The following is an 18,784-nucleotide window of genomic DNA, read 5'->3' as shown; positions in this document are numbered from 1 at the left end:
AACAAGATGGCTGGATATATACTTCACGGAGTTTTGCACAGTTTTTGGAGACTGGGAAGGAAAAACTGCTCTTATGACATTAAAAGAGTTAGCCTTACCTTCAAAGATTGCTAAAATGGAGCCATTCACACTATTAGCCTTTTGGCGCCAAGAGGTTAAACGTGGGGTAGGCATCAAAAAAGCAGAACAACTAGTTGAAGCTGCCAAGTCTTCTATTGGAGTTGGGACATTGATCCCGTGAGAAATGGGAGGGTTTGCCGCCAGAGAATAGTGGATACCGTGGGCCCCAATATACCAAAAAGTATGTAGGTTTATTAAGGTTACACTATTACTTCCATATATTTTAAAAATATGTACTGCCGTCCAAGAGGCTTATGATAAAAAAGACAAAAATCTAAGATTAAGCGAGATATTCAAAGAAAATGAAAGATTATTGAGGGAGGTATTTTAATGAGTGATCAGTTTCGCGTTCCATGTGTAATTATGAGAGGAGGTACAAGTAGGGCTATCTTTCTGAAGTCCAACGATCTTCCTTCAGACTCCGAACTTAGAGATAAGGTTATTTTGGAGATTTTTGGAAGCCCCGATGTTCGCCAAATTGATGGACTTGCGGGTGCAGACTCACTTACTAGTAAATTAGCGATTATTGGGCCACCAACGCATCCGGATGCGGATGTAGATTATACTTTTGGTCAAGTTGCAATCAACGATTCATATATTGATTATAGTGGTAATTGTGGCAACATATCTTCAAGTGTCGGGCCTTTCGCTATTGACGAGTCTATGGTTACCGCTGTAGAGCCTGTTACCAAGGTATGTATTTATAACACTAACACCAAGAAACTGCTTTATTCCGAGGTTCAGGTAAAAAACGGAAAATCAAAGGTAACCGGCGATTGCAAAATCGACGGTGTGCCAGGCACGTCAGCACCTGTTCTTTTAGACTTTTCTGAAACAGCTGGTGCTGCTACGGGCAAGATGCTTCCAACAGGTAATGTAGTTGATGTGATTGAAACAAGCCGTGGTCCGGTAGAAGTTTCAATCGTTGACGTTGCAAATCCTATGGTATTTCTGCGTGCAAGTTCTGTCAATATGAAGGGTACTGAAACTCCTGCTGAGATAGATGGCAATGCAGAACTGCTCAGTTATTTAGAAGAAATTCGTGCTAAATGCTGTGTAATGATTGGCATGGCGGCTACGACTGAGGAGGCCACAAAAAAGTCGCCCGCATTTCCAATGATTGCGTTCATAACTGAAGCTGCGGATTATATCGACTTTACTACAGGAAATACAATCCATAAAGAAGATGTTGATTTCGTTTCCAGGCTTATGTATATGCAGGTACTGCATAAAGCGTATGCTGGAACGGCAACTATTTGTACAGGTGTGGCAGCAAAAATTCCCGGAACAATAGTCAATCAGATAATTGCAAACATTAATCAAATTACATCTATTCGTATCGGTCATCCTGCCGGCGTAATTCCGGTGATAGCTGAAGTGGAAGATGGTATAGTTAAAAAGGCTGCATTTATTCGTACTGCCAGAAGAATCATGGAGGGATACGCCTATGTAGAAAAAGCCAGAATAGAAAAGTAGAGTGATTTATTTTTATATTTAATAGTAAATCTCCCCACTTTTTTAAGATTGGTGCAACATACTTTTAATAATTTTACTGTGTGGCTTTAGTACAAGGAAGGAAATGGTATAGATGATTCACCTAAAAGAAGAACTTGGAAAACTGCCCGGTGGAAAAGTTCTAGATGTTGCTACACGTTATGGTGAGTTTGCATTTAAACTTAAAGCTGGACTCCCTGAAACAACAGTGATATATGCAATCGACAATTCGGAGAAAACAATTGCCAAAGCAAAAGAAAAATTTCATGACAGTGGCATTATCTTCGAGGTAATGGATGCCCAAAAACTTAGGTATCCTGACATATTCTTTGACTCGGTTTGTGTATCTAATTCTCTACACCATATTGAGAATATTGATGACGTGATTAAGGAGATGCTTCGCGTGTTAAAAACCGGAGGAACCTTAATTATTAATGAAATGTTCTGTGATAATCAAGATTTAGCTCAACAGACACATGTTGCGCTTCACCATCTTGAAAGTAAAATAGACCGAGCTCTTGGGATATATCAGGTAGAAACTAGTACTAATGCTGAACTAAGTGCGTGGTTTATGGGGCTTTGCCTTGACAATACTCATATATTCGAAGACCACGAAACTGATCCTGAACTTGACAAAAAGTTGAGTATTAAGGCAGAACAAATCGTAGAAAAAGCACAATTACTCAAAGAGCGAGCTCAGTACGATGAGATTCTACAGGAGGCAAAAAATGTTTTTTCTTTATATAAGAAGAATGGAATACGCCGTTGTACTCAATTGGTTATGATGGGAGAAAAGAAAGCTGATTTATAAGGAACATAAAATTTCCAAAAATAAAGATATGGAGGAATATTAAGATGGGTCAAACACGTCAATTAGCTGAATTTGTAAGTTCACTTCAATACGAAAAACTTCCTAAGGAAGTTGTAGCCTCTGTTAAGAAATGCCTATTAGATTATTTTGGTTGTACGCTTTTTGCGACACAGACAGACATGGGAAAGATTATTATTGATTACAGTAAACAGGGGAATTCAGGTCACGCAACGATTCTCCCTGATTTTGAACAGGCGTTTAATCCAGCCAATGCTGCACTGGCGAACGGTTCTTGTGCCCACGGATTTGAATTAGATGACGTGAGTGCAATTTCCATATCGCATCCCGGCGCTTGTGTTATCCCGGCCGTTTTGGCTCTGGCAGAGGAGCGAGGAATTAGCGGAAAGCGTACGATTGAGGCTATTGTGGCCGGCTATGAGGTGATGGTAAGAGTCGGTTCAACCATTGCTGGTGCTCACATAGCAAAAGGTTTTCATCCCACCGCATCTTTTGGAACCTTTGGAGCAACTGCAGGTTGCTGCAAGCTTTTAGGTCTGACGGCGGATCAAACGGAGAATGCCTTTGGTATTGCCGGTTCTTTGGCATCCGGCCTGACACAATTCTCAATCAGCGGTTCTATGGTTAAACGCATTCACGCCGGTAAATCTGCACAGCAGGGTGTTATTGTGTCTCAGCTTGCCGAAAAGGGATTTACTGGACCTGCTGGAATTTTTGAAGCTGAGCTCGGTTTCTGCCGCGTGTTCCGGGATGACAGCTCAAAGATTCTCTGGGACAGGTTAACCGATGGATTGGGAGAGTCTTATGCAATAATTGACACGACCTTTAAACCCTCTCCAACCTGTGGAGTGTTGCATACCTCCGTTGAGTGTATCGATCGAATGAAGCAGAATCCTATTTTTGATGCTGCAAAGATACAAAAAATTCTTGTATTTGGCAGTAAAAATTTGGCGCATACACATAATGTGTTCACTCCAGATTCTATTCTTGCCGCTCAATACAGCCTGCCATTTACGTTGGCCATGGCCTGTCTCGGTGATTTGGCCGACCCTACTCCATACTTAAGCAATGACATATTGAGTGATCAGTCGGTTTTGGAGCTTGCCAAGAAGGTGGAGACAGAATTTGATCCAGAGCAAGAGACTTGGTATCCCCAACATTTCTCTGCCAAGGTCAGTGTCTTTTTTGAGGATGGCACCGTTTTGCACGAGGAGATTATGGATCCCAAGGGATCTGCTATCTCTCCATTCACCTATGATGAACTTTACAACAAATATAAGAAGCTGTCTGCTAATATTGTTTCTGAAGCTGTTGCCACTCAACTATCCGAACGGATCAGTAAAGTGGAAGAATTTGCGTCAATGCGTGATTTTTCATCAAAACTGGTATAAGTGACACTTAAAAGCGGTTTTGTATGAGATACTTCAAAGTTGTATAGCATTTTCTGAATACCAGGATTTATTTTGGAGAGCCTCGATGTTATTTCGAGGCTCTCTAAAGCTTTTTCAGCACGACGGTCAACGTGGTTGAGATGCAGTCGAAAGCCGGCCTCGCTGGCGCGGTGCACGGCCCGCTTGAAGCGGGAGCGCTGACCACTACATATACCGCCTTTTTTAGGGGCTGTTGCTGATGATTCCCAATATGTACAAACTGTCCGGGAATTTCTGCCTGCGGCATTTCAAGCCCCGTTGTTGGTTCCATAAAACCCCCTTATACGTGTTGAAGTTGTAATCCTGCACTCAATGTGGCATAATAAGCAACCACAGATTTTGCTTAACCATACTGGCTAAAATGCAGGTCTAAAGCTAATTTTAGGGAACAAGACCATAGTAAAATCATTAATCAACCAACATGGCAAAAAGGGTGAAGCTATAAATATACTGTAATTTTCATCTAGGCAATATGGCAATTGAAAACTTTGAACAATATCTTCACAACTGCTTCAATTCAACCTTGGATGGCAATTTTTATAAGCATTTTGGTTGATAAGTCATGAAAGGATAAAACAACCAGACTAAACAACCAGGTTGTCATAAATAGTAGAAAGTGATTATATATAATGGGAAAATTACTTTCCAGATGCTGCTTACTTGGGTTACTTTTATTTTTTGATTATTTTTCTGTATGTGTGCTACAATGGGATACAGTAGATTAAAATACAGGTATTAAGATAAATAAAAAGCATTGGGCAGTAAAATCGATGCTGAAAGACAATAACTTGTCCAAATTTTGATTATATGCTCTTGGATAGGTCAGACTGGTATGGCAACAGCAATATAATAGATGGCCGAGAAGGTTTAAAATTTATATTCACTTATTGTAATAAGAGAAACGAGCACGTTTTGATAAATTTGAACAAGGTATTTGTAGTATAATAGATACGATATACGATATATCTAACTAAATAAATTTGATAAGGGCAAACTTGTTGAAAGACAAGGACGGAAAGCCACGGGTCTAAAGCGAGTGTTGATATCGCTATGATAGCCGGGTTGCCGGGGGATTAGACTGCTTTAGGCTCACTGGTGCTTTGTATAACATCAGTGGGCCTTAATGTATATAATTGGCTCTATATATTGCAATAACTTGGCAACCATTATGACTTTGATTTACATTGGAGATGTTAACAAGTTTGCTAAGAAACCAAGAAAGGTGTGGTGAATTTGTTACCAGTAAAAATTGTAATGGCTGATGATGAACCTGGAGTATTGTTATTGCTTTGTTCAATTCTTTGTAAGCTTGAAGGTGCTCTGGTTGTAGGAACAACAGAAAATGCGAATAATGCAATAGCGATTGTTAGAGAGCAATGTCCGGATGTAGCTTTTTTAGATATTGAGTTGCCTGATATGAAAGGGATAGAGCTAGCAGAGAAATTGAGAGAAATACAACCTAACATAGCTATAGTATTTATTACTGCACATCAGGAGTACTCTCTTGATGCTTTCAAACTATATGCTTCTGATTATATTTTAAAACCAATTGATCAAGAAAGGGTTAAGTCAACTTATCAGCGTATATATCAAATGTTAAAAATGGCGGAGAATAGCAATAATACCTCGTGCGTGCAGACAACCAGGATCTCTATAAATCTAGGTAATGAACGGGTTTTTGTGAAGTTAGACGAGATTTTCTACATAGAAAAGGCTGGACGTCATACTCTTATTTATTGTATCAACGGAGAATTCAAAACCCGGCAGACATTGCAAGAGCTGGAGCGGCACTTAGGGAAGAGTTTTTTTCGATCCCACAAATCCTTCATTATTAATACTGATCGAATAGAACGAATAGTATCTTTTCCCAATTCATCATACTACGAGGTTAAGTTTAATAATTGTAAGGATAAGGCTTTACTTAGTCGTGACCGTATGCATGAACTTATGAAATACTCAAATTACAATCTCTAAAGGGGGATGGAGATGGACTTTATGCCATTAATACCATTTTTAGGTGTATCTGTTCCTGAGAGCTTGATTTTATATTATATGGTGTTAGTACTAACAGGCAAGAAAGAGTCTCCGCTTTTTGTTATTGTTCTTTCCTTGTTAACCTCACTATTTTCTTTTACTGTCAGGTCAATACCAATACTTTTTGGTATTCATAGCATCTTGCAAGTAATAATAATGATATTTTTTTTGAACCTTTTTTTTCAATTATCCTGGCATACTGCGGCAATTGTAATGATAATTGCAAGCATAGCATTAGGATTGGCAGAGGGAGTTTTTGTTCCTTTTATTGCATGGGCTTTCTCGCTGAATCTACAACAGGTTGTTTCAGATCCTTTACTACGGATACTGTTTACTTTACCGCATCTTGCTTTCCTAGGAGTCTTTAAAACATTAGGGATGGCAGACTGTGTCAAAACTCCAGAAAATGGTTAACATAATTTAAAAGGAATATGTTATAATCTAATCTGTTCATTAGAAAGCAGGTGGATTATGAGATATATTGAAGGTATTGATAGAAAAAGAATTGCTTATCCAGAGTATATAGATGATTACATTACTGATGACAATCCTGTTAGAGTTATTGATGCTTTTGTTGATTCTCTAGACCTGGTTGAGCTGGGATTTAGAAACGCTATCCCCTCACACACCGGTAGATTAGGATTTGATCGTAAAGATTTGCTAAGGCTCTACATCTATGGATATATGAATAAAATTACTTCCTCAAGAAGACTTGAAGCGGAAGCTACTAGAAATATTGAGCTAATGTGGCTGATTAGAAAATTAAGACCTGATTTTAAGACAATCGCTAATTTTAGAAAAGATAATAAAGATGCTATACAAAAAGTATTCAAGCAGTTTATAGCGCTATGTAAACAGTGGGATTTGTTTGGCATGGAAGTAGTGGCAGTTGACGGTTCTAAATTCAGAGCATCTAATTCTAAGAAAAACAATCTTAATCAAAAGAATTTAGCCCGTAAAATTAAGTACCTTGAAGAAAAGATACAAGAATATATGGCTCAAACAGATGAAAATGACAATCAGGAAGAGTCGATTAAAAAGCCTAACGCCCAGGAAATAAAGGAACGCATAAAAGAACTAAAGACCCGTAAAGAATTATACGAAAATTATCAACAGGAACTAAAAAAAAAGATACAAACGAAATCTCCACTATCGATCCAGATGCAAGACTCATGGCTGTAAATAATAATGGTGTGGATGTATGTTATAATGTTCAAACAGTGGTAAAGACGGAGGTCTCTTTGGCTTTTTTAGCTTACAACATGAAAAGAGTAATAAATATACTAGGAGTTAAGAAAATATTGAAGAGATTAGCAGGATTATTACATCCTTCTAACCTCTGCAAATTACATATTAGTAGATAGTGGAAGGTGCGGGGACTAAACTGTGTAAATTACTGATAAATAAATATGAGTATTATTTTCCGTTTATACACAGTCTGCCGTCCAATGTCATAAAGCTAAGAATACAATAATTGGAATTTGGAATCTGAAACAAATGTAATGAAAACTTAACATAAAAGTATAAAAAACACTTGACTTTTTTGAAACACCTCAATAATCCAGATGGATACCTTTTTGATGGTATATCTTCTCGATATTGGGTGATACAAATGTTAAAAAATTTTATGACTGCTCTTGAAATAGCTAGAGAACAAATCAACGACGCTATCTTTATGTTGACCAACCGTAAAAAGAGCACATATTTTACAAAAGACACTGCTAAGATGAATTTTAAAGATGCAATATATTTTATATTAAAGGGACTAAGAAAGACATTACAAATAGAGATAGATGATTGGTTTGAATTCTTAGGTGGAGATAACGCTATGACAAAACAAGCTTTTTCACAACTACGACAAAAAATTAAGCCTGATGCCTTTATACAGCTTAATGATAATTATATAAGCTGGTTTTATAATGATGATAACTTTAAAAAATATAATGGTTATAGACTCCTCTCTATTGATGGTAGCATTCCTGAAATCCCTAATACGGTTAGTAACAGGGAACATTTTGGGTATTATCATAATCAAAGTAACAGGAAGCAGGCAAGAGCGATGGTTTCTGTAATATATGATATGGAAAATGATTACATACTTGAATCAGATATACGTACATGGAAAGCAGCAGAAAGGGATCTAGCAAAAGAGCTTATCGAAAGGCTTGAAATTAAAGGATTTAAAAATGATTTGTTTTTATTTGATAGGGGTTATCCGTCAAAGGATATATTTGATTTCTTAGAAAGTAAAAAATTAAAATATTTGATGAGAGTAAAGGTTAATAAATTTCAGCCGGAAGTTGATACTGCAAATAAACCGGATCAAATTATCACGCGCATTCATAAAAACAAGACATTAACATTGCGGATCATTAACGTTATTTTGCCAACGGGTGAAATTGAAAAATTAGTTACTAATATTATGGATGAAGATTTCACTACTGAAGATTTTAAAGTACTATATTTCAAACGTTGGGGGATAGAAGTTAAATACAGTCAATTAAAAAGCCGATATGAGATGGAAAACTTTTCGGGAGTTAATCCAACAGCTATAATGCAGGATTTTTATGCAACTATATATTTATCGAACCTTATGGCAATGGCAAAAGCAGAAGCTAATGAGAAAGCAGAATTAAGCAAAGAAGGTTTAAAATATGAGTATAAAGTAAATATGAATGTATTAATATCAAAAATGACTCGGACATTAATAAAATGTTTCTATGAAGATGACCTGGAAAAACGGACAATATTATTTGATAAGGCAATGAAAAATATTACAAAAAATCTTGTTCCTATACGTCCGGACAGAAGTTTTCCTCGAAAGGAGCCTTCGAGGAAAAACAAATATCCTGTTAACAAGAAGCGTTCTGTGTAAGATTTTGTTAATTAAGCTTTATGACATTGGTCTGCCGTCCCCTCGTTTGTATTTAGTCGGTTTTGCAATATTCCTCTTCTTTAGTACAAAAAATGACAGGCAGTGTTAATGTCACTTTTGTACCTTCGTTTAATTCGCTTGAAAAACACAAACCATAATTTTTGCCAAAATATAATTTGATTCTTTCGTTAATATTTTGTACTCCTATGCCGCTAAACTTTTTCTTGAAATTTGCATCTTCTGTTATGCTCTTTAATGTATCATCATCTATACCGGAGCCATTATCGGTGACTTCTATGATTAGATTTCCATTTCTTATCTTTGTACTGATTTGTATAATCCCATTGCCTTCGACACTTTCAAATCCATGAAAAATAGCATTTTCCACTATAGGTTGAAGAATAAACCGTAAAGTTGTACATTTCAAAGTTTCTTCTTGAACATTATATTTAACACTGAAAATATCTCCATATCGGTATTTTTGAATTTTAATATAATTTTTTACACTTTCAATTTCTTCTTCCAGTGTTACGGATGGGGTTGTCCTGGAAATATTATATTTCAGCAAGTTAATCAAAGCAGTAGCCATATCACTAATATTATTTATATTTTGAATAACGGCAAGCCACTTTATCGAATCAAGGGTGTTGTAGAGAAAGTGGGGATTTATTTGTGCCTGTAAAATTTGAAATTCCATATCGGATTTTTTCTTTTGTTCTTCTAAAAGCTTATTAATAAGGTCTTTTAATTTAACTACCATATTATTAAATGAATTACTTAATTGTCCTAACTCATCTTTGCTTTTTACTTTCACATTTACTGTAAGGTCACCTTTCTCAACCAGTTTGACTTTATGGGTAAGTTCCGTAATTGGTTTAGTTAAGGTTGAAGAAAGCACTAAAGAAGCTGACAACGAAATGATAATGAATACTACTGATATATATGTTGCAATAGTTTTCAGTTTATTAGTATCACGGTAAATTTTATCAGAAGATACGATTCTGATAATTTTCCAGTCTGTATAATCAATCGTATTCGATATAATGATACTTTCTTTTCCGAAAACTTTTTTATTGAGCTGCGTTTTTTCAACTTCTAAAAGCATGGGGTTATCATTCACGATGTTATCCAAGCTAATATTATAAGGAAAGTTTAAAATTTTTTCTCCATTCCGGTCAATGACCAATACTTTTTCATCGTTTTGGATCGAAGATATAGTAAATATTTCCTTTAAAAGTTCATAATTAATATCAATGATGATAGTGCCGATATATTTTTCTGAGTTAATGTCAAATATCGGTCGTATATAAGAAATTACACTGGAGTTTGATAAGGAATGATAGTTAACTTCATGAAGGCCCGTAAAATGTTCCTTGGCAGTAGTCTGATTAGCAAAATAAGATTGATATGTTTTTTTAAATTCGTATTCATCGACTCCCCAATCGTTGGTATAGAAATTTCCATTGGAGCTTAGAATATAGATACCTTTAATATATTCTTGGACGCTGATAATATTTTTAAGCATGGTGCTGATTTTGTTTTGTCCTTCATAATAACTGCGGTCTGCCGGGTTATACTCTTTTTTAAATTCATTTAACAGATCCTGGTTAGCGCCTAATAAAGTTCCTGTATTATCAATCAGGTTAAGGACAAATTCAATATTTTGTTTTGTTTTGTGTGATGATTCTAGGGCATATTTCATTTCATTTTGTTGAAGCGCTCTAAAAAAAAGGAAGTAAATAACAAGGCTTGTAATAACGAATGAAATGGTTATTAAAGAACACATATATATAAATATTTTTTTCTTGATCGTTAGATTGAAGAACATCATTTTCTCCCCTTTGAATAATGCTAACCTTTTTTCACCTTCAGAAGAAATAACAACCTGCTTAAAGCTAAGAAGATTGTTTTTGTCTATAAATTTTTACTAACATCAACATAGTATGCTATAATTATAACATATTCACGAATGAAAACATATCATCGTTTTAGTTGAAGAGGAGGAAGGCTGGGATTACGCCTTGAGGGACCACTAACTAAAAAAAGTATGGTAAACAAGCCCTTCAGCGGGTGGACTATACAAAGATAAGTCTTCGCGCTTTAAATCACACTTATGTACGCTTGAATGAGCAATCTCCAGATATGAACATATGGTCTACTTTCAAAAGAGCAGCGCACTTACTTCTCCGTGATTTGTAGTTGACTGCAATCTCAATAATATCGTTATAGAATATTAAGCTCAAAGGTAATAATTTCGTTCCGTTTTATGCCTTGGGCGAAACGAAAGGAATGGCTATAAATATGAAAAAAGTTTTAATAGCTGATGACGAATTTTTAGTGCGGGTAGGTCTTAAGACGACTATTAACTGGGAAGAAAATGGATTCATCGTTATAGGTGAAGCTAAAAATGGAAAAGAAGCTATAGATTTTTTTGAAAAGTTTGATCCGGATATTTTATTGACTGATATTAGAATGCCTATTATCGATGGCTTAGAGTTAATTCAGAAATTGAAGGAAAAGAAAAAAACATTAAAAGCGGTCATTTTAAGTCATTATGATGATTTTGTTTATGCACAGGAAGCTATTAAGATTGGTGCTTCACAATACATTTTAAAATCCGATTTATCATCTGATAATCTTTTAGCTATTTTGAAAAAGCTCTCTGATGAAATAGACACGATACAAGAAAAAACAAACACACCTTACAATCAAAGCGATATTCAAAATATGAATAATGATCAGTATAATAGGATGCTTATGAAACGGTTTATTACAGGAGATTTTGAATCAACCGATGAATTGGCAGGAATTTTAGAGGAAGCTTCAAAAACCTTTAAACATCATTCGTTTGCAATTGCTGTTGCCAGTATAAAATATAAAGATAATACCCATTATGAGAAAGATAAAGAACTTTTTGCTAAGACAATAAATAATATCTCAAGTCAAGTATTTGACGGAAGAGATTTTTTTCAGATTTCGTTTGTGGAAGATAAACGTATAACTTATTTATTAAATATGGAAATCCAGGATAATGTGCGGGAGAATCAAGAAAAAATCATTCATCTAATGATGTTATTAGAGAAAAATATAAAACAATTTTTAGATATTAAATTAACGATAGGGATCAGTGAAATAGGCAGTGAGGTAGATAAGCTTCCCCAACTGCTTAAGCAGGCTGAAATCGCGCAGAAGCATTGTTTTTTTGAGCTGTCGGAAATCATGATATATCAACAAGGAATGCTCATCAAAAAGGAGAGCAGTCCTAAAGTAAGTTTGGAAGTATTAAAGAGTTATGTGAGGCTTTTTGATATAGAGAAGATTGAGAAGTATATAAACGCTATATTTACACAATTATATGCTGCAAAACGAATTGATTATGTGAAAGATGTGTTTATTGATTTGTTGAGTTACGGCAAGATAATTGCGATAGAACTAAATCTAATGAATCAATCCTCGCTTAATGAAACGAAATTTAGATATGGCAATTTTGAGCAATTGCATACTTTTGAAGCTGTGAAAAAATATGTATTGGATATATATCATGCGTTAGTAAACTATAAAGGTGACCACGAGAAATATTCCTATGTCATTAGCAAAAGTATAGAATATATAAAAAATAATTATTTTAAAAATATAGCGCTTTCAGATGTAGCGGAATATGTAGAAATGAGCAGAAGTTATTTGAGCTTATTGTTTAAGCAGGAAACAGGTATTAACTTCAGTAATTTTTTGACGAATTACCGGATTGAAAAATCTAAAGAACTTTTAACCGGTTCAAACTTAAAAGTCTATGAAATAGCAGAAAAAGTAGGGTTTGACAATCCGTATTATTTTAGCAGAGTGTTTAAAGAGACGATAGGGATAACTTGTAAAGAATTTAAGAAAAATATTAATGTCAGTGAAAGATCATGTCACTTATAATTGTGGATTATTATAGGAGAATGTGAAAAAGTCGGATTTAGCACATAGAGAAAATCGAACTTGGGGACTGGTCTGCTGTCAGGCCTGGTTTTTGGCCGGACTGCGGCCCTGTCCCCTTGTGTGATTTCTGACCAATTAAGCACTTTTTCAGCACTCTCTTATAGGAACTCCATATGGAATGCCGCACATCTAAATATTTTACACAAAATCATAAAATACTATAGTTTTATTATAAAACTATAGTATTTTATGATTTTGTTAGTTAATTATCAAAATAAATTGATAAATTTACAAATATTATTTATTTAAATAAGATATTGGTATCTGTATAATGTAAATATGCACAAAACATTAATGCAATCAGAGTAATAAATTGCACATAATGCCATAAATGTTGAAGGAGTTCCGGAGGATCATAGAAAAAAGGGAGGGGGTGTAGGACAAAAAGTATTAGATATAATAGAACCAATCAAACAACATTTTAGGGAGGAAGGGTGTAAAAATGGCAAACATTGTAAAAAGAACATTTAGTATGATGGTTGTTCTACTACTTGTATTTTCTTCGGTAGGTTGTGGAAAGCAACAGGAGCCACAGGCAGATCCAAACAGCAATTCATTGGATACGGCTGCCGAACAAGCGAAAGAAGATGCTAAAAAGACAGGATTCAGCTGGGAAATGGCGAAAGGGGCTAAAATAAAAGTATTACTCAATCAACATCCATATGCAGAAGCTGTGATCAAGAAAATTCCGGACTTCGAAGAAAAAACAGGTATCAAAGTGGAATACTCTATAACACCGGAAGAGAACTATTTTGATAAGGTTACTACTTCCTTAAACAGCCGTTCAGGAGATCCGGATATCTTTATGACAGGAGCCTACCAAGTTTGGGAATATGCGCCCGCCGGATATATCCAGCCATTGGATGAATTCATTAATGATTCGAATCTAACAGCTTCCGATTATAATTTTGAAGATTTCTATAAGGGTATTGTAGGGGCGTTAAAGTGGGATTTGACCCCGGGGCATAAGACAGGCTCGGGATCGCAATGGGCACTGCCGATGGGATTTGAACAATATACTCTTGCATATAATAAAAGAATTTTTGCCGAAAAAGGGCTAGAGGCACCAAAAACGATAGAAGAACTGATGGATTTATGTAAAAAACTCAATGAATTTGACGGCAAAGGCACCTATGCGCTTGCGCTACGCGGCACAAGAAACTGGGCGACAATCCATCCGGGATATATGACTACTTTTGTTAATTATGGTGCAAAAGACTTTGAGGTGGAAGAGGGCAAACTTGTATCAAAGCTCAATTCAAAAGAAGCAGTAGAAATGACCGACACATGGGTAAAACTCATTAAATCCGGCGGTTCACCGTCATGGTCAAGCTATACATGGTATCAAGCAAGTGCAGACTTGGGAGCGGGCAAAGCTGCGATGCTATTTGATGCAGATGTAGTTGAGTATTTCCAAAATCCGGAAGGCGCATCTAAAGAAGCGGGTAATCTTGCGTGGGTACCGGCTCCGCTGCCGGAAGGTAAAAACCAGGTTAATTCTAACTTGTGGACATGGGCGCTTGCGATGAATAAAGCCTCTAAAAACAAGCAAGCTGCATGGCTGTTTTTACAGTATTTCACCGGAAAAGATTATCAACTATGGGCTTCTGTAAACGCAAATCTTGTTAATCCGGTTCGTAATTCAGTATTTGAAGATCCTTCCTTTGCTGCAATTATTGAAAAAGCAGATGGATATGCACAAACATTTAAGAAGACGATAGATGGAACGACAATTCAATTTACACCGCAGCCTCACTTCTTTGAGACAACAACTGAATGGGCAGCTACACTGCAGGATTTAGTTGGAGGGAAATATAAATCAACACAAGAAGCAATGGATGCTTTAAAGGCAAAAATCGACAAGATTGTAGAAGATGTAGAAGTAGAGTAACTTTTACGGTTTAAGGAGGGAGCCGTCTTTTATCTATAGAGGCGGCCTCCTTGAACCGGAGATAGACAAGGGGGGCAAAATGTGGATACGTCAATAGAAACAAAAAATACCGAAGCAATACTTAATCATGATAAGTATACAAAAATTCCTTTCTTAGTTAAAGCAAGACCATATTTAATTATGGCACCGGCACTTTTAATCACTGTAGGGTTTTTATATCCATTTGCGGCTGCAATCTATTATTCCATGACAAATTTTTCGTTTAGAAGAGCAACTTATAAATTTATTGGTTTGGAAAACTGGATTGATATATTTAAAGATTGGGACTTTTGGCACGCTATTCTTGTAACCGGAAAATATGCATTAGCCACAACCGGTATAGAAATGCTTTTGGGATTGGGAATTGCACTTCTGCTTAGCAAAGATAACAGGTTTACAAAGATATTAAAAGTAGTATTGATTTTTCCGTTAATGATTGCACCGGTTATAGCAACTCTAATATGGCAGCTGATGACCAATAATTCTGTTGGTATATTGGAGAAGTTTTTAAATATTTTTGGTATTTATAATTTTCCATGGGCATCTTCACCCAAAACAGCTTTATTTACGGCATCACTTATTGATATATGGATATATGCTCCGTTTGTTATCATACTAATACTTGCCGGAATCCAATCTTTACCTAAGTCACCGTTCGAAGCGGCTAAAATAGACGGAGGGTCGGCGTGGTTTACCTTTAGGACATTAACCTTACCCATGCTAAAGCCATTTATGTATATTGCGCTTATTTTTAGATTGATGGCTTCTTTACAGGAATTCTCCATTATTTTTGCATTAACAAAAGGAGGACCGGGAAACACGTTAATGAACCTTTCATTATCAAGCTATAATACAGGTTTTGCATTTTTAAAATTCGGTAAAGCGTTACCCTATATATTAGTGCTATGGATTGTTATTTATATTATTAGCAAGAAGTTGGTTGGCAATTGGCTGTCGGTGCATAGCAAGGCATCGGGAAATTAAGAAGGTGGGAGGATAGCATGATGAGTAAAGAAAGATTAGCGGTCGTAGAGAAAGTCGTGAGCAATTTTTTATTAACAATATATGCAATATTTGCACTTTTTCCGCTGTTTTGGATGGTATTAATTACTTTTAAAAGCGATGCGGAAATGTATACAACAACGTTCTTATTTAATCCAACGCTTGAAAATTATAAAGCGGTACTTTTAAGAACAGATTATTTTAAAGCATTTTTAGATAATGTTATTGTCAGCGGGGGTGCGGTACTTGTGTCTGTAGCGGTAGGAGTACCTGCTGCATATGCACTTGCAAGATATAACTTTAAAGCAAAAGAAGATTTGGCTTTTACGATATTGTCATTCAAATTTGCACCGGAGATATTGGTTATTCTGCCCTTATTTATGATTTATCAGAAAATTGGTTTATACGATACTTATTTCGGATTGATATGGGTTTATCAATTAATTACTTTACCGCTGTTAATCTGGGTGGTAAGGGGATATTTTGAAGATATCTCTGTTGAAATAGAGCAGGCGGCACAGCTTGATGGCTATGCTTGGTATCATGTTTTTTGGAAAATATTACTGCCGCTGATCAAGCCGGGACTAGTTGCGGCAGCATTACTTTCATTCATCTTTGCATGGAATAGTTTTACTTTCCCTTTAATTTTAAGTGGATTTAATATCCAAACCGTTACAGTAGCATCGTTAAAGTATATTGCTTCCGATACGGTGCATTATGGACAAATGGCTGTGGCAGCAACAATTTCAGCATTACCTGAAGTTATACTTGCACTAATCATTCAAAAACATCTGGTAAGAGGATTAAGCTTTGGAGCTGTAAAAGGATAAAGGAGAGAGGGTTATGGCACATATTGAACTATGCAATATTACAAAAAGGTTTAAGAAAATCACTGCCCTTGATAACATCAGCCTGGATGTCAAAGATAAGGAGTTTTTTGTTCTCTTTGGTCCGGCAGGGGCAGGGAAGACAACAATATTAAAAACAATTGCAGGAGTAGAGTTCCCGGATGGCGGACATGTCAAAATGGACGGGAGGATTATGAATCTTATAGAGCCTGCAAAAAGAAATGTCTCAATGGTATTTGAAAATTATGCACTGTATCCCCATATTTCGGTATATGACAACATTGCTTCTCCGATGAGAAGTCCGTTATATAAGAAGGATGAAGAGCACATCAAGAAGGAAGTTTATCGTGTCGCATCAATGATGAAGATTGACCATTTGATGGAGAGATTGCCCAGCCAATTGAGCAACGGACAAAGACAACGTGTTGCACTTGGCAGGTGTATTGTGAGGGAGCCTAATGTTTTTTTGATGGACGAACCGTTAGCACATCTTGATGCAAAGTTAAGACACTTTATGAGAGCCGAACTGAAGGAGATGCAGTGCAGCTTTGATACGACAACTATTTATGTAACGCATGACTACTTGGAAGCGATGAGCTTGGGCGATAGGATCGGTATTATTAATGAAGGTAGAATAGAGCAGATCGGAACGAGCGATGAAGTATATTATACCCCGGCGAATGAATTTGTTGCAAAGCTTATGGGAGAACCGGAGGTTAATATTTTTAAAGTAAATCTTATTAATCAAAATAATCGGTTGAAAGTAAAAATGTTAGGGCAAGAAAAGTTGTTTGATATACAAGAAGATGCAGCTAAAGTTCTTCTGAAACATCATAGTAATGAAGTAGACTTGGGAATCAGAGGCATAGATATAGACTTAAGTTTTAGCAAAAAAGATGATGAATATATGCACGGCACCGTATATAGTCTTGAGCCGATAGGAAATAAATCTGTTTTAATTGTTGATGTCAATGGTCAGCTGATCCGGTTAATTGCACCTAATGATTTGAAAGCGGATTTGGATTCGGATATTTTTATCAAATTTAATATGAACAATGCATTGTTCTTTAACTGCAAGGATAAAACATTTCTTGTGAGGCACCGCCAAGAAGAGCTTGCGAAGGGGGTAGCATAATGGCAAAGTTGACCCTGAAAAATGTATATAAAAGATACAAAGATAATAAAAAAGGGGAACAAAATGATTTTGCAGTAAAAAGTTTAAGCTTGGAATGCAATGATGGAGAATTTATAGGCATATTGGGGCCTTCCGGATGCGGGAAAACAACAACACTGCGAATGGTTGCCGGACTTGAAGATATTACGGATGGGGATGTTTATATTGGAGAGACAAGAGTGAATCATTTACATCCTAAAGACAGGCATATCGGCTTAGCTTTTGAAGATTATGCATTATATCCTCCGCTTAATGTATATGATAATATTGCTTTTAATTTGAGAGCTAAAAAGGTAAGTGAAGATGAGATTCACAAAGAGATTATGAAAATTGCACCTCTATTGAAGGTCGATGATCTATTAGAAAGCAGACCTATGAGCTTAAGTGGGGGACAAAAACAGCGTGTGAATATTGCAAGAGCCATCGTTAGAAGGCCAAAATTGCTGTTGTTGGATGAACCTCTGTCACATCTGGATGGGAAAATGCGTCAGATTTTGAGAACTGAAATTAAGCGGCTTCATAAAGAAATTCAATGTACGACGATTATTGTTACCCATGACCAGTTAGAAGCAATGTCTTTAACAGATAAGATTGCTATTATGAAAGATGGTCAACTTCAACAGTTTGGTACGCCTTTGGAAGTATATGACAACCCTGTGAATGAGTTTGTTGCCGGCTTCATTGGGGAGCCGCCTATGAATCTTATGACAGTAAAAATAGTAAAACGGGATGGCGGATTTTTATTCGATTTTCCCGGAAGTGATGTTCAAATAGGTGTTCCTAACAGATATTACCCAGCTGTAAAAGAAGGCATGATGGTAAGATTAGGGGTAAGGCCTATGGATTTATTAATCGATGATGAGAACAGTAAAGGTTCTGAAGTGAAAGTGGCTGTATTTGAGAATCTGGGAGAGGAAAGACGGATTAGTGTACGGGTAGGTGAAGAATTTCTTACATTAATTACAACAGAAGAAATTCGATATAAGCAAGGCGATACGATTAAACTAGAAGTAAAAGCAGAAAAAACACATTTGTTTGATATTCATACAGGGAATAGAATTTAAACA

The 18,784-nt window shown here is 36.1% G+C and carries 15 protein-coding genes, 1 pseudogene and 1 riboswitch; of the genes and pseudogenes, 14 read left to right on the top strand and 2 right to left on the bottom strand.

Translation table 11 applies throughout. From position 1 onward, the window contains the following. Positions 1–19: 19 nt before the first annotated feature. The 4 genes and pseudogenes from QKW49_RS10665 to QKW49_RS10650 all read left to right on the top strand — a co-directional run. Positions 20–223 (top strand): annotated as a pseudogene (locus QKW49_RS10665) (IS110 family transposase); the annotation flags it as partial. Positions 224–450: 227 nt separating this feature from the next. After that, entirely contained in the window at positions 451–1,596 is a 1,146-nt protein-coding gene (locus tag QKW49_RS10660) for a PrpF domain-containing protein (protein ID WP_282867522.1), read from the top strand. Between the two features lie 112 nt (positions 1,597–1,708). After that, positions 1,709–2,425: a class I SAM-dependent methyltransferase gene (locus tag QKW49_RS10655; protein WP_282867521.1), complete on the top strand. Its 717-nt coding sequence runs from the start codon at positions 1,709–1,711 to the stop codon at positions 2,423–2,425. 44 nt (positions 2,426–2,469) lie between these two features. Then, complete coding sequence (locus tag QKW49_RS10650) at positions 2,470–3,834, top strand: MmgE/PrpD family protein (protein ID WP_282867520.1); 1,365 nt, start codon at positions 2,470–2,472, stop codon at positions 3,832–3,834. A gap of 103 nt (positions 3,835–3,937) precedes the next feature. On the opposite strand, the gene QKW49_RS10645 is transcribed toward QKW49_RS10650, so the two are convergent. Then, a complete protein-coding gene (locus QKW49_RS10645) occupies positions 3,938–4,144 on the bottom strand; it encodes a hypothetical protein (RefSeq protein ID WP_282867519.1) in 207 nt (68 codons plus the stop codon). A 707-nt stretch (positions 4,145–4,851) separates the two neighbouring features. Continuing rightward, positions 4,852–4,943: riboswitch (cyclic di-GMP riboswitch) on the top strand. A 163-nt stretch (positions 4,944–5,106) separates the two neighbouring features. Between QKW49_RS10645 and QKW49_RS10640 the strand changes: the two genes are divergently transcribed. The 4 genes from QKW49_RS10640 (at position 5,107) to QKW49_RS10625 (ending at position 8,782) form a co-directional block, all read left to right on the top strand. Continuing rightward, the gene (locus QKW49_RS10640) at positions 5,107–5,847 is read left to right on the top strand and encodes a LytTR family DNA-binding domain-containing protein (RefSeq protein ID WP_282867518.1); all 741 of its coding nucleotides are present in this window, start codon (positions 5,107–5,109) and stop codon (positions 5,845–5,847) included. Positions 5,848–5,859: 12 nt separating this feature from the next. Beyond that, positions 5,860–6,321 carry a hypothetical protein gene (locus tag QKW49_RS10635; protein WP_282867517.1) on the top strand — a complete coding sequence of 154 codons (462 nt, stop codon included), beginning with the start codon at positions 5,860–5,862 and terminating at the stop codon, positions 6,319–6,321. 57 nt (positions 6,322–6,378) lie between these two features. Then, positions 6,379–7,089 (top strand): transposase, encoded by a 711-nt coding sequence (locus QKW49_RS10630; protein WP_282867516.1) that lies wholly within the window; start codon positions 6,379–6,381, stop codon positions 7,087–7,089. A 430-nt stretch (positions 7,090–7,519) separates the two neighbouring features. Then, on the top strand, positions 7,520–8,782 hold the full coding sequence (locus tag QKW49_RS10625; RefSeq protein ID WP_282867515.1) for an IS4 family transposase: 1,263 nt from the start codon (positions 7,520–7,522) through the stop codon (positions 8,780–8,782). A gap of 52 nt (positions 8,783–8,834) precedes the next feature. On the opposite strand, the gene QKW49_RS10620 is transcribed toward QKW49_RS10625, so the two are convergent. Further along, complete coding sequence (locus tag QKW49_RS10620) at positions 8,835–10,613, bottom strand: sensor histidine kinase (protein ID WP_282867514.1); 1,779 nt, start codon at positions 10,611–10,613, stop codon at positions 8,835–8,837. 470 nt (positions 10,614–11,083) lie between these two features. Between QKW49_RS10620 and QKW49_RS10615 the strand changes: the two genes are divergently transcribed. The 6 genes from QKW49_RS10615 to QKW49_RS10590 all read left to right on the top strand — a co-directional run bounded on the left by QKW49_RS10615 (position 11,084) and on the right by QKW49_RS10590 (position 18,781). After that, positions 11,084–12,703, top strand: a complete 1,620-nt coding sequence (locus QKW49_RS10615) for a response regulator (RefSeq protein WP_282867513.1) — start codon at positions 11,084–11,086, stop codon at positions 12,701–12,703. A 502-nt stretch (positions 12,704–13,205) separates the two neighbouring features. After that, on the top strand, positions 13,206–14,654 hold the full coding sequence (locus tag QKW49_RS10610) for a sugar ABC transporter substrate-binding protein (RefSeq protein WP_282867512.1): 1,449 nt from the start codon (positions 13,206–13,208) through the stop codon (positions 14,652–14,654). A gap of 81 nt (positions 14,655–14,735) precedes the next feature. After that, complete coding sequence (locus QKW49_RS10605) at positions 14,736–15,677, top strand: sugar ABC transporter permease (protein WP_282867511.1); 942 nt, start codon at positions 14,736–14,738, stop codon at positions 15,675–15,677. A 17-nt stretch (positions 15,678–15,694) separates the two neighbouring features. Further along, on the top strand, positions 15,695–16,525 hold the full coding sequence (locus tag QKW49_RS10600) for a carbohydrate ABC transporter permease (protein ID WP_282867510.1): 831 nt from the start codon (positions 15,695–15,697) through the stop codon (positions 16,523–16,525). Between the two features lie 13 nt (positions 16,526–16,538). After that, entirely contained in the window at positions 16,539–17,678 is a 1,140-nt protein-coding gene (locus QKW49_RS10595) for an ABC transporter ATP-binding protein (protein ID WP_282867509.1), read from the top strand. Then, positions 17,678–18,781 (top strand): ABC transporter ATP-binding protein, encoded by a 1,104-nt coding sequence (locus tag QKW49_RS10590; protein ID WP_282867508.1) that lies wholly within the window; start codon positions 17,678–17,680, stop codon positions 18,779–18,781. The genes QKW49_RS10595 and QKW49_RS10590 overlap by 1 nt, the downstream gene beginning before the upstream one ends. The last annotated feature ends 3 nt before the right edge of the window (positions 18,782–18,784 follow it).

The organism is Petroclostridium sp. X23, assembly GCF_030013905.1.
Classification (GTDB): domain Bacteria; phylum Bacillota; class Clostridia; order SK-Y3; family SK-Y3; genus X23.
Note: the sequence above shows the minus strand (reverse complement) of the source record. Positions and strands in the feature narration are given on the sequence as shown.

Bases quoted from the DNA above. Each gene is read 5' to 3' on its own strand.
- QKW49_RS10660 (WP_282867522.1), top strand. From the start codon at position 451: ATGAGTGATCAGTTTCGCGTTCCATGTGTAATTATGAGAGGAGGTACA.
- QKW49_RS10655 (WP_282867521.1), top strand. From the start codon at position 1,709: ATGATTCACCTAAAAGAAGAACTTGGAAAACTGCCCGGTGGAAAAGTT.
- QKW49_RS10650 (WP_282867520.1), top strand. From the start codon at position 2,470: ATGGGTCAAACACGTCAATTAGCTGAATTTGTAAGTTCACTTCAATAC.
- QKW49_RS10645 (WP_282867519.1), bottom strand. From the start codon at position 4,144: ATGGAACCAACAACGGGGCTTGAAATGCCGCAGGCAGAAATTCCCGGA.
- QKW49_RS10635 (WP_282867517.1), top strand. From the start codon at position 5,860: ATGGACTTTATGCCATTAATACCATTTTTAGGTGTATCTGTTCCTGAG.
- QKW49_RS10630 (WP_282867516.1), top strand. From the start codon at position 6,379: ATGAGATATATTGAAGGTATTGATAGAAAAAGAATTGCTTATCCAGAG.
- QKW49_RS10625 (WP_282867515.1), top strand. From the start codon at position 7,520: ATGTTAAAAAATTTTATGACTGCTCTTGAAATAGCTAGAGAACAAATC.
- QKW49_RS10620 (WP_282867514.1), bottom strand. From the start codon at position 10,613: ATGATGTTCTTCAATCTAACGATCAAGAAAAAAATATTTATATATATG.
- QKW49_RS10615 (WP_282867513.1), top strand. From the start codon at position 11,084: ATGAAAAAAGTTTTAATAGCTGATGACGAATTTTTAGTGCGGGTAGGT.
- QKW49_RS10610 (WP_282867512.1), top strand. From the start codon at position 13,206: ATGGCAAACATTGTAAAAAGAACATTTAGTATGATGGTTGTTCTACTA.
- QKW49_RS10600 (WP_282867510.1), top strand. From the start codon at position 15,695: ATGATGAGTAAAGAAAGATTAGCGGTCGTAGAGAAAGTCGTGAGCAAT.
- QKW49_RS10595 (WP_282867509.1), top strand. From the start codon at position 16,539: ATGGCACATATTGAACTATGCAATATTACAAAAAGGTTTAAGAAAATC.
- QKW49_RS10590 (WP_282867508.1), top strand. From the start codon at position 17,678: ATGGCAAAGTTGACCCTGAAAAATGTATATAAAAGATACAAAGATAAT.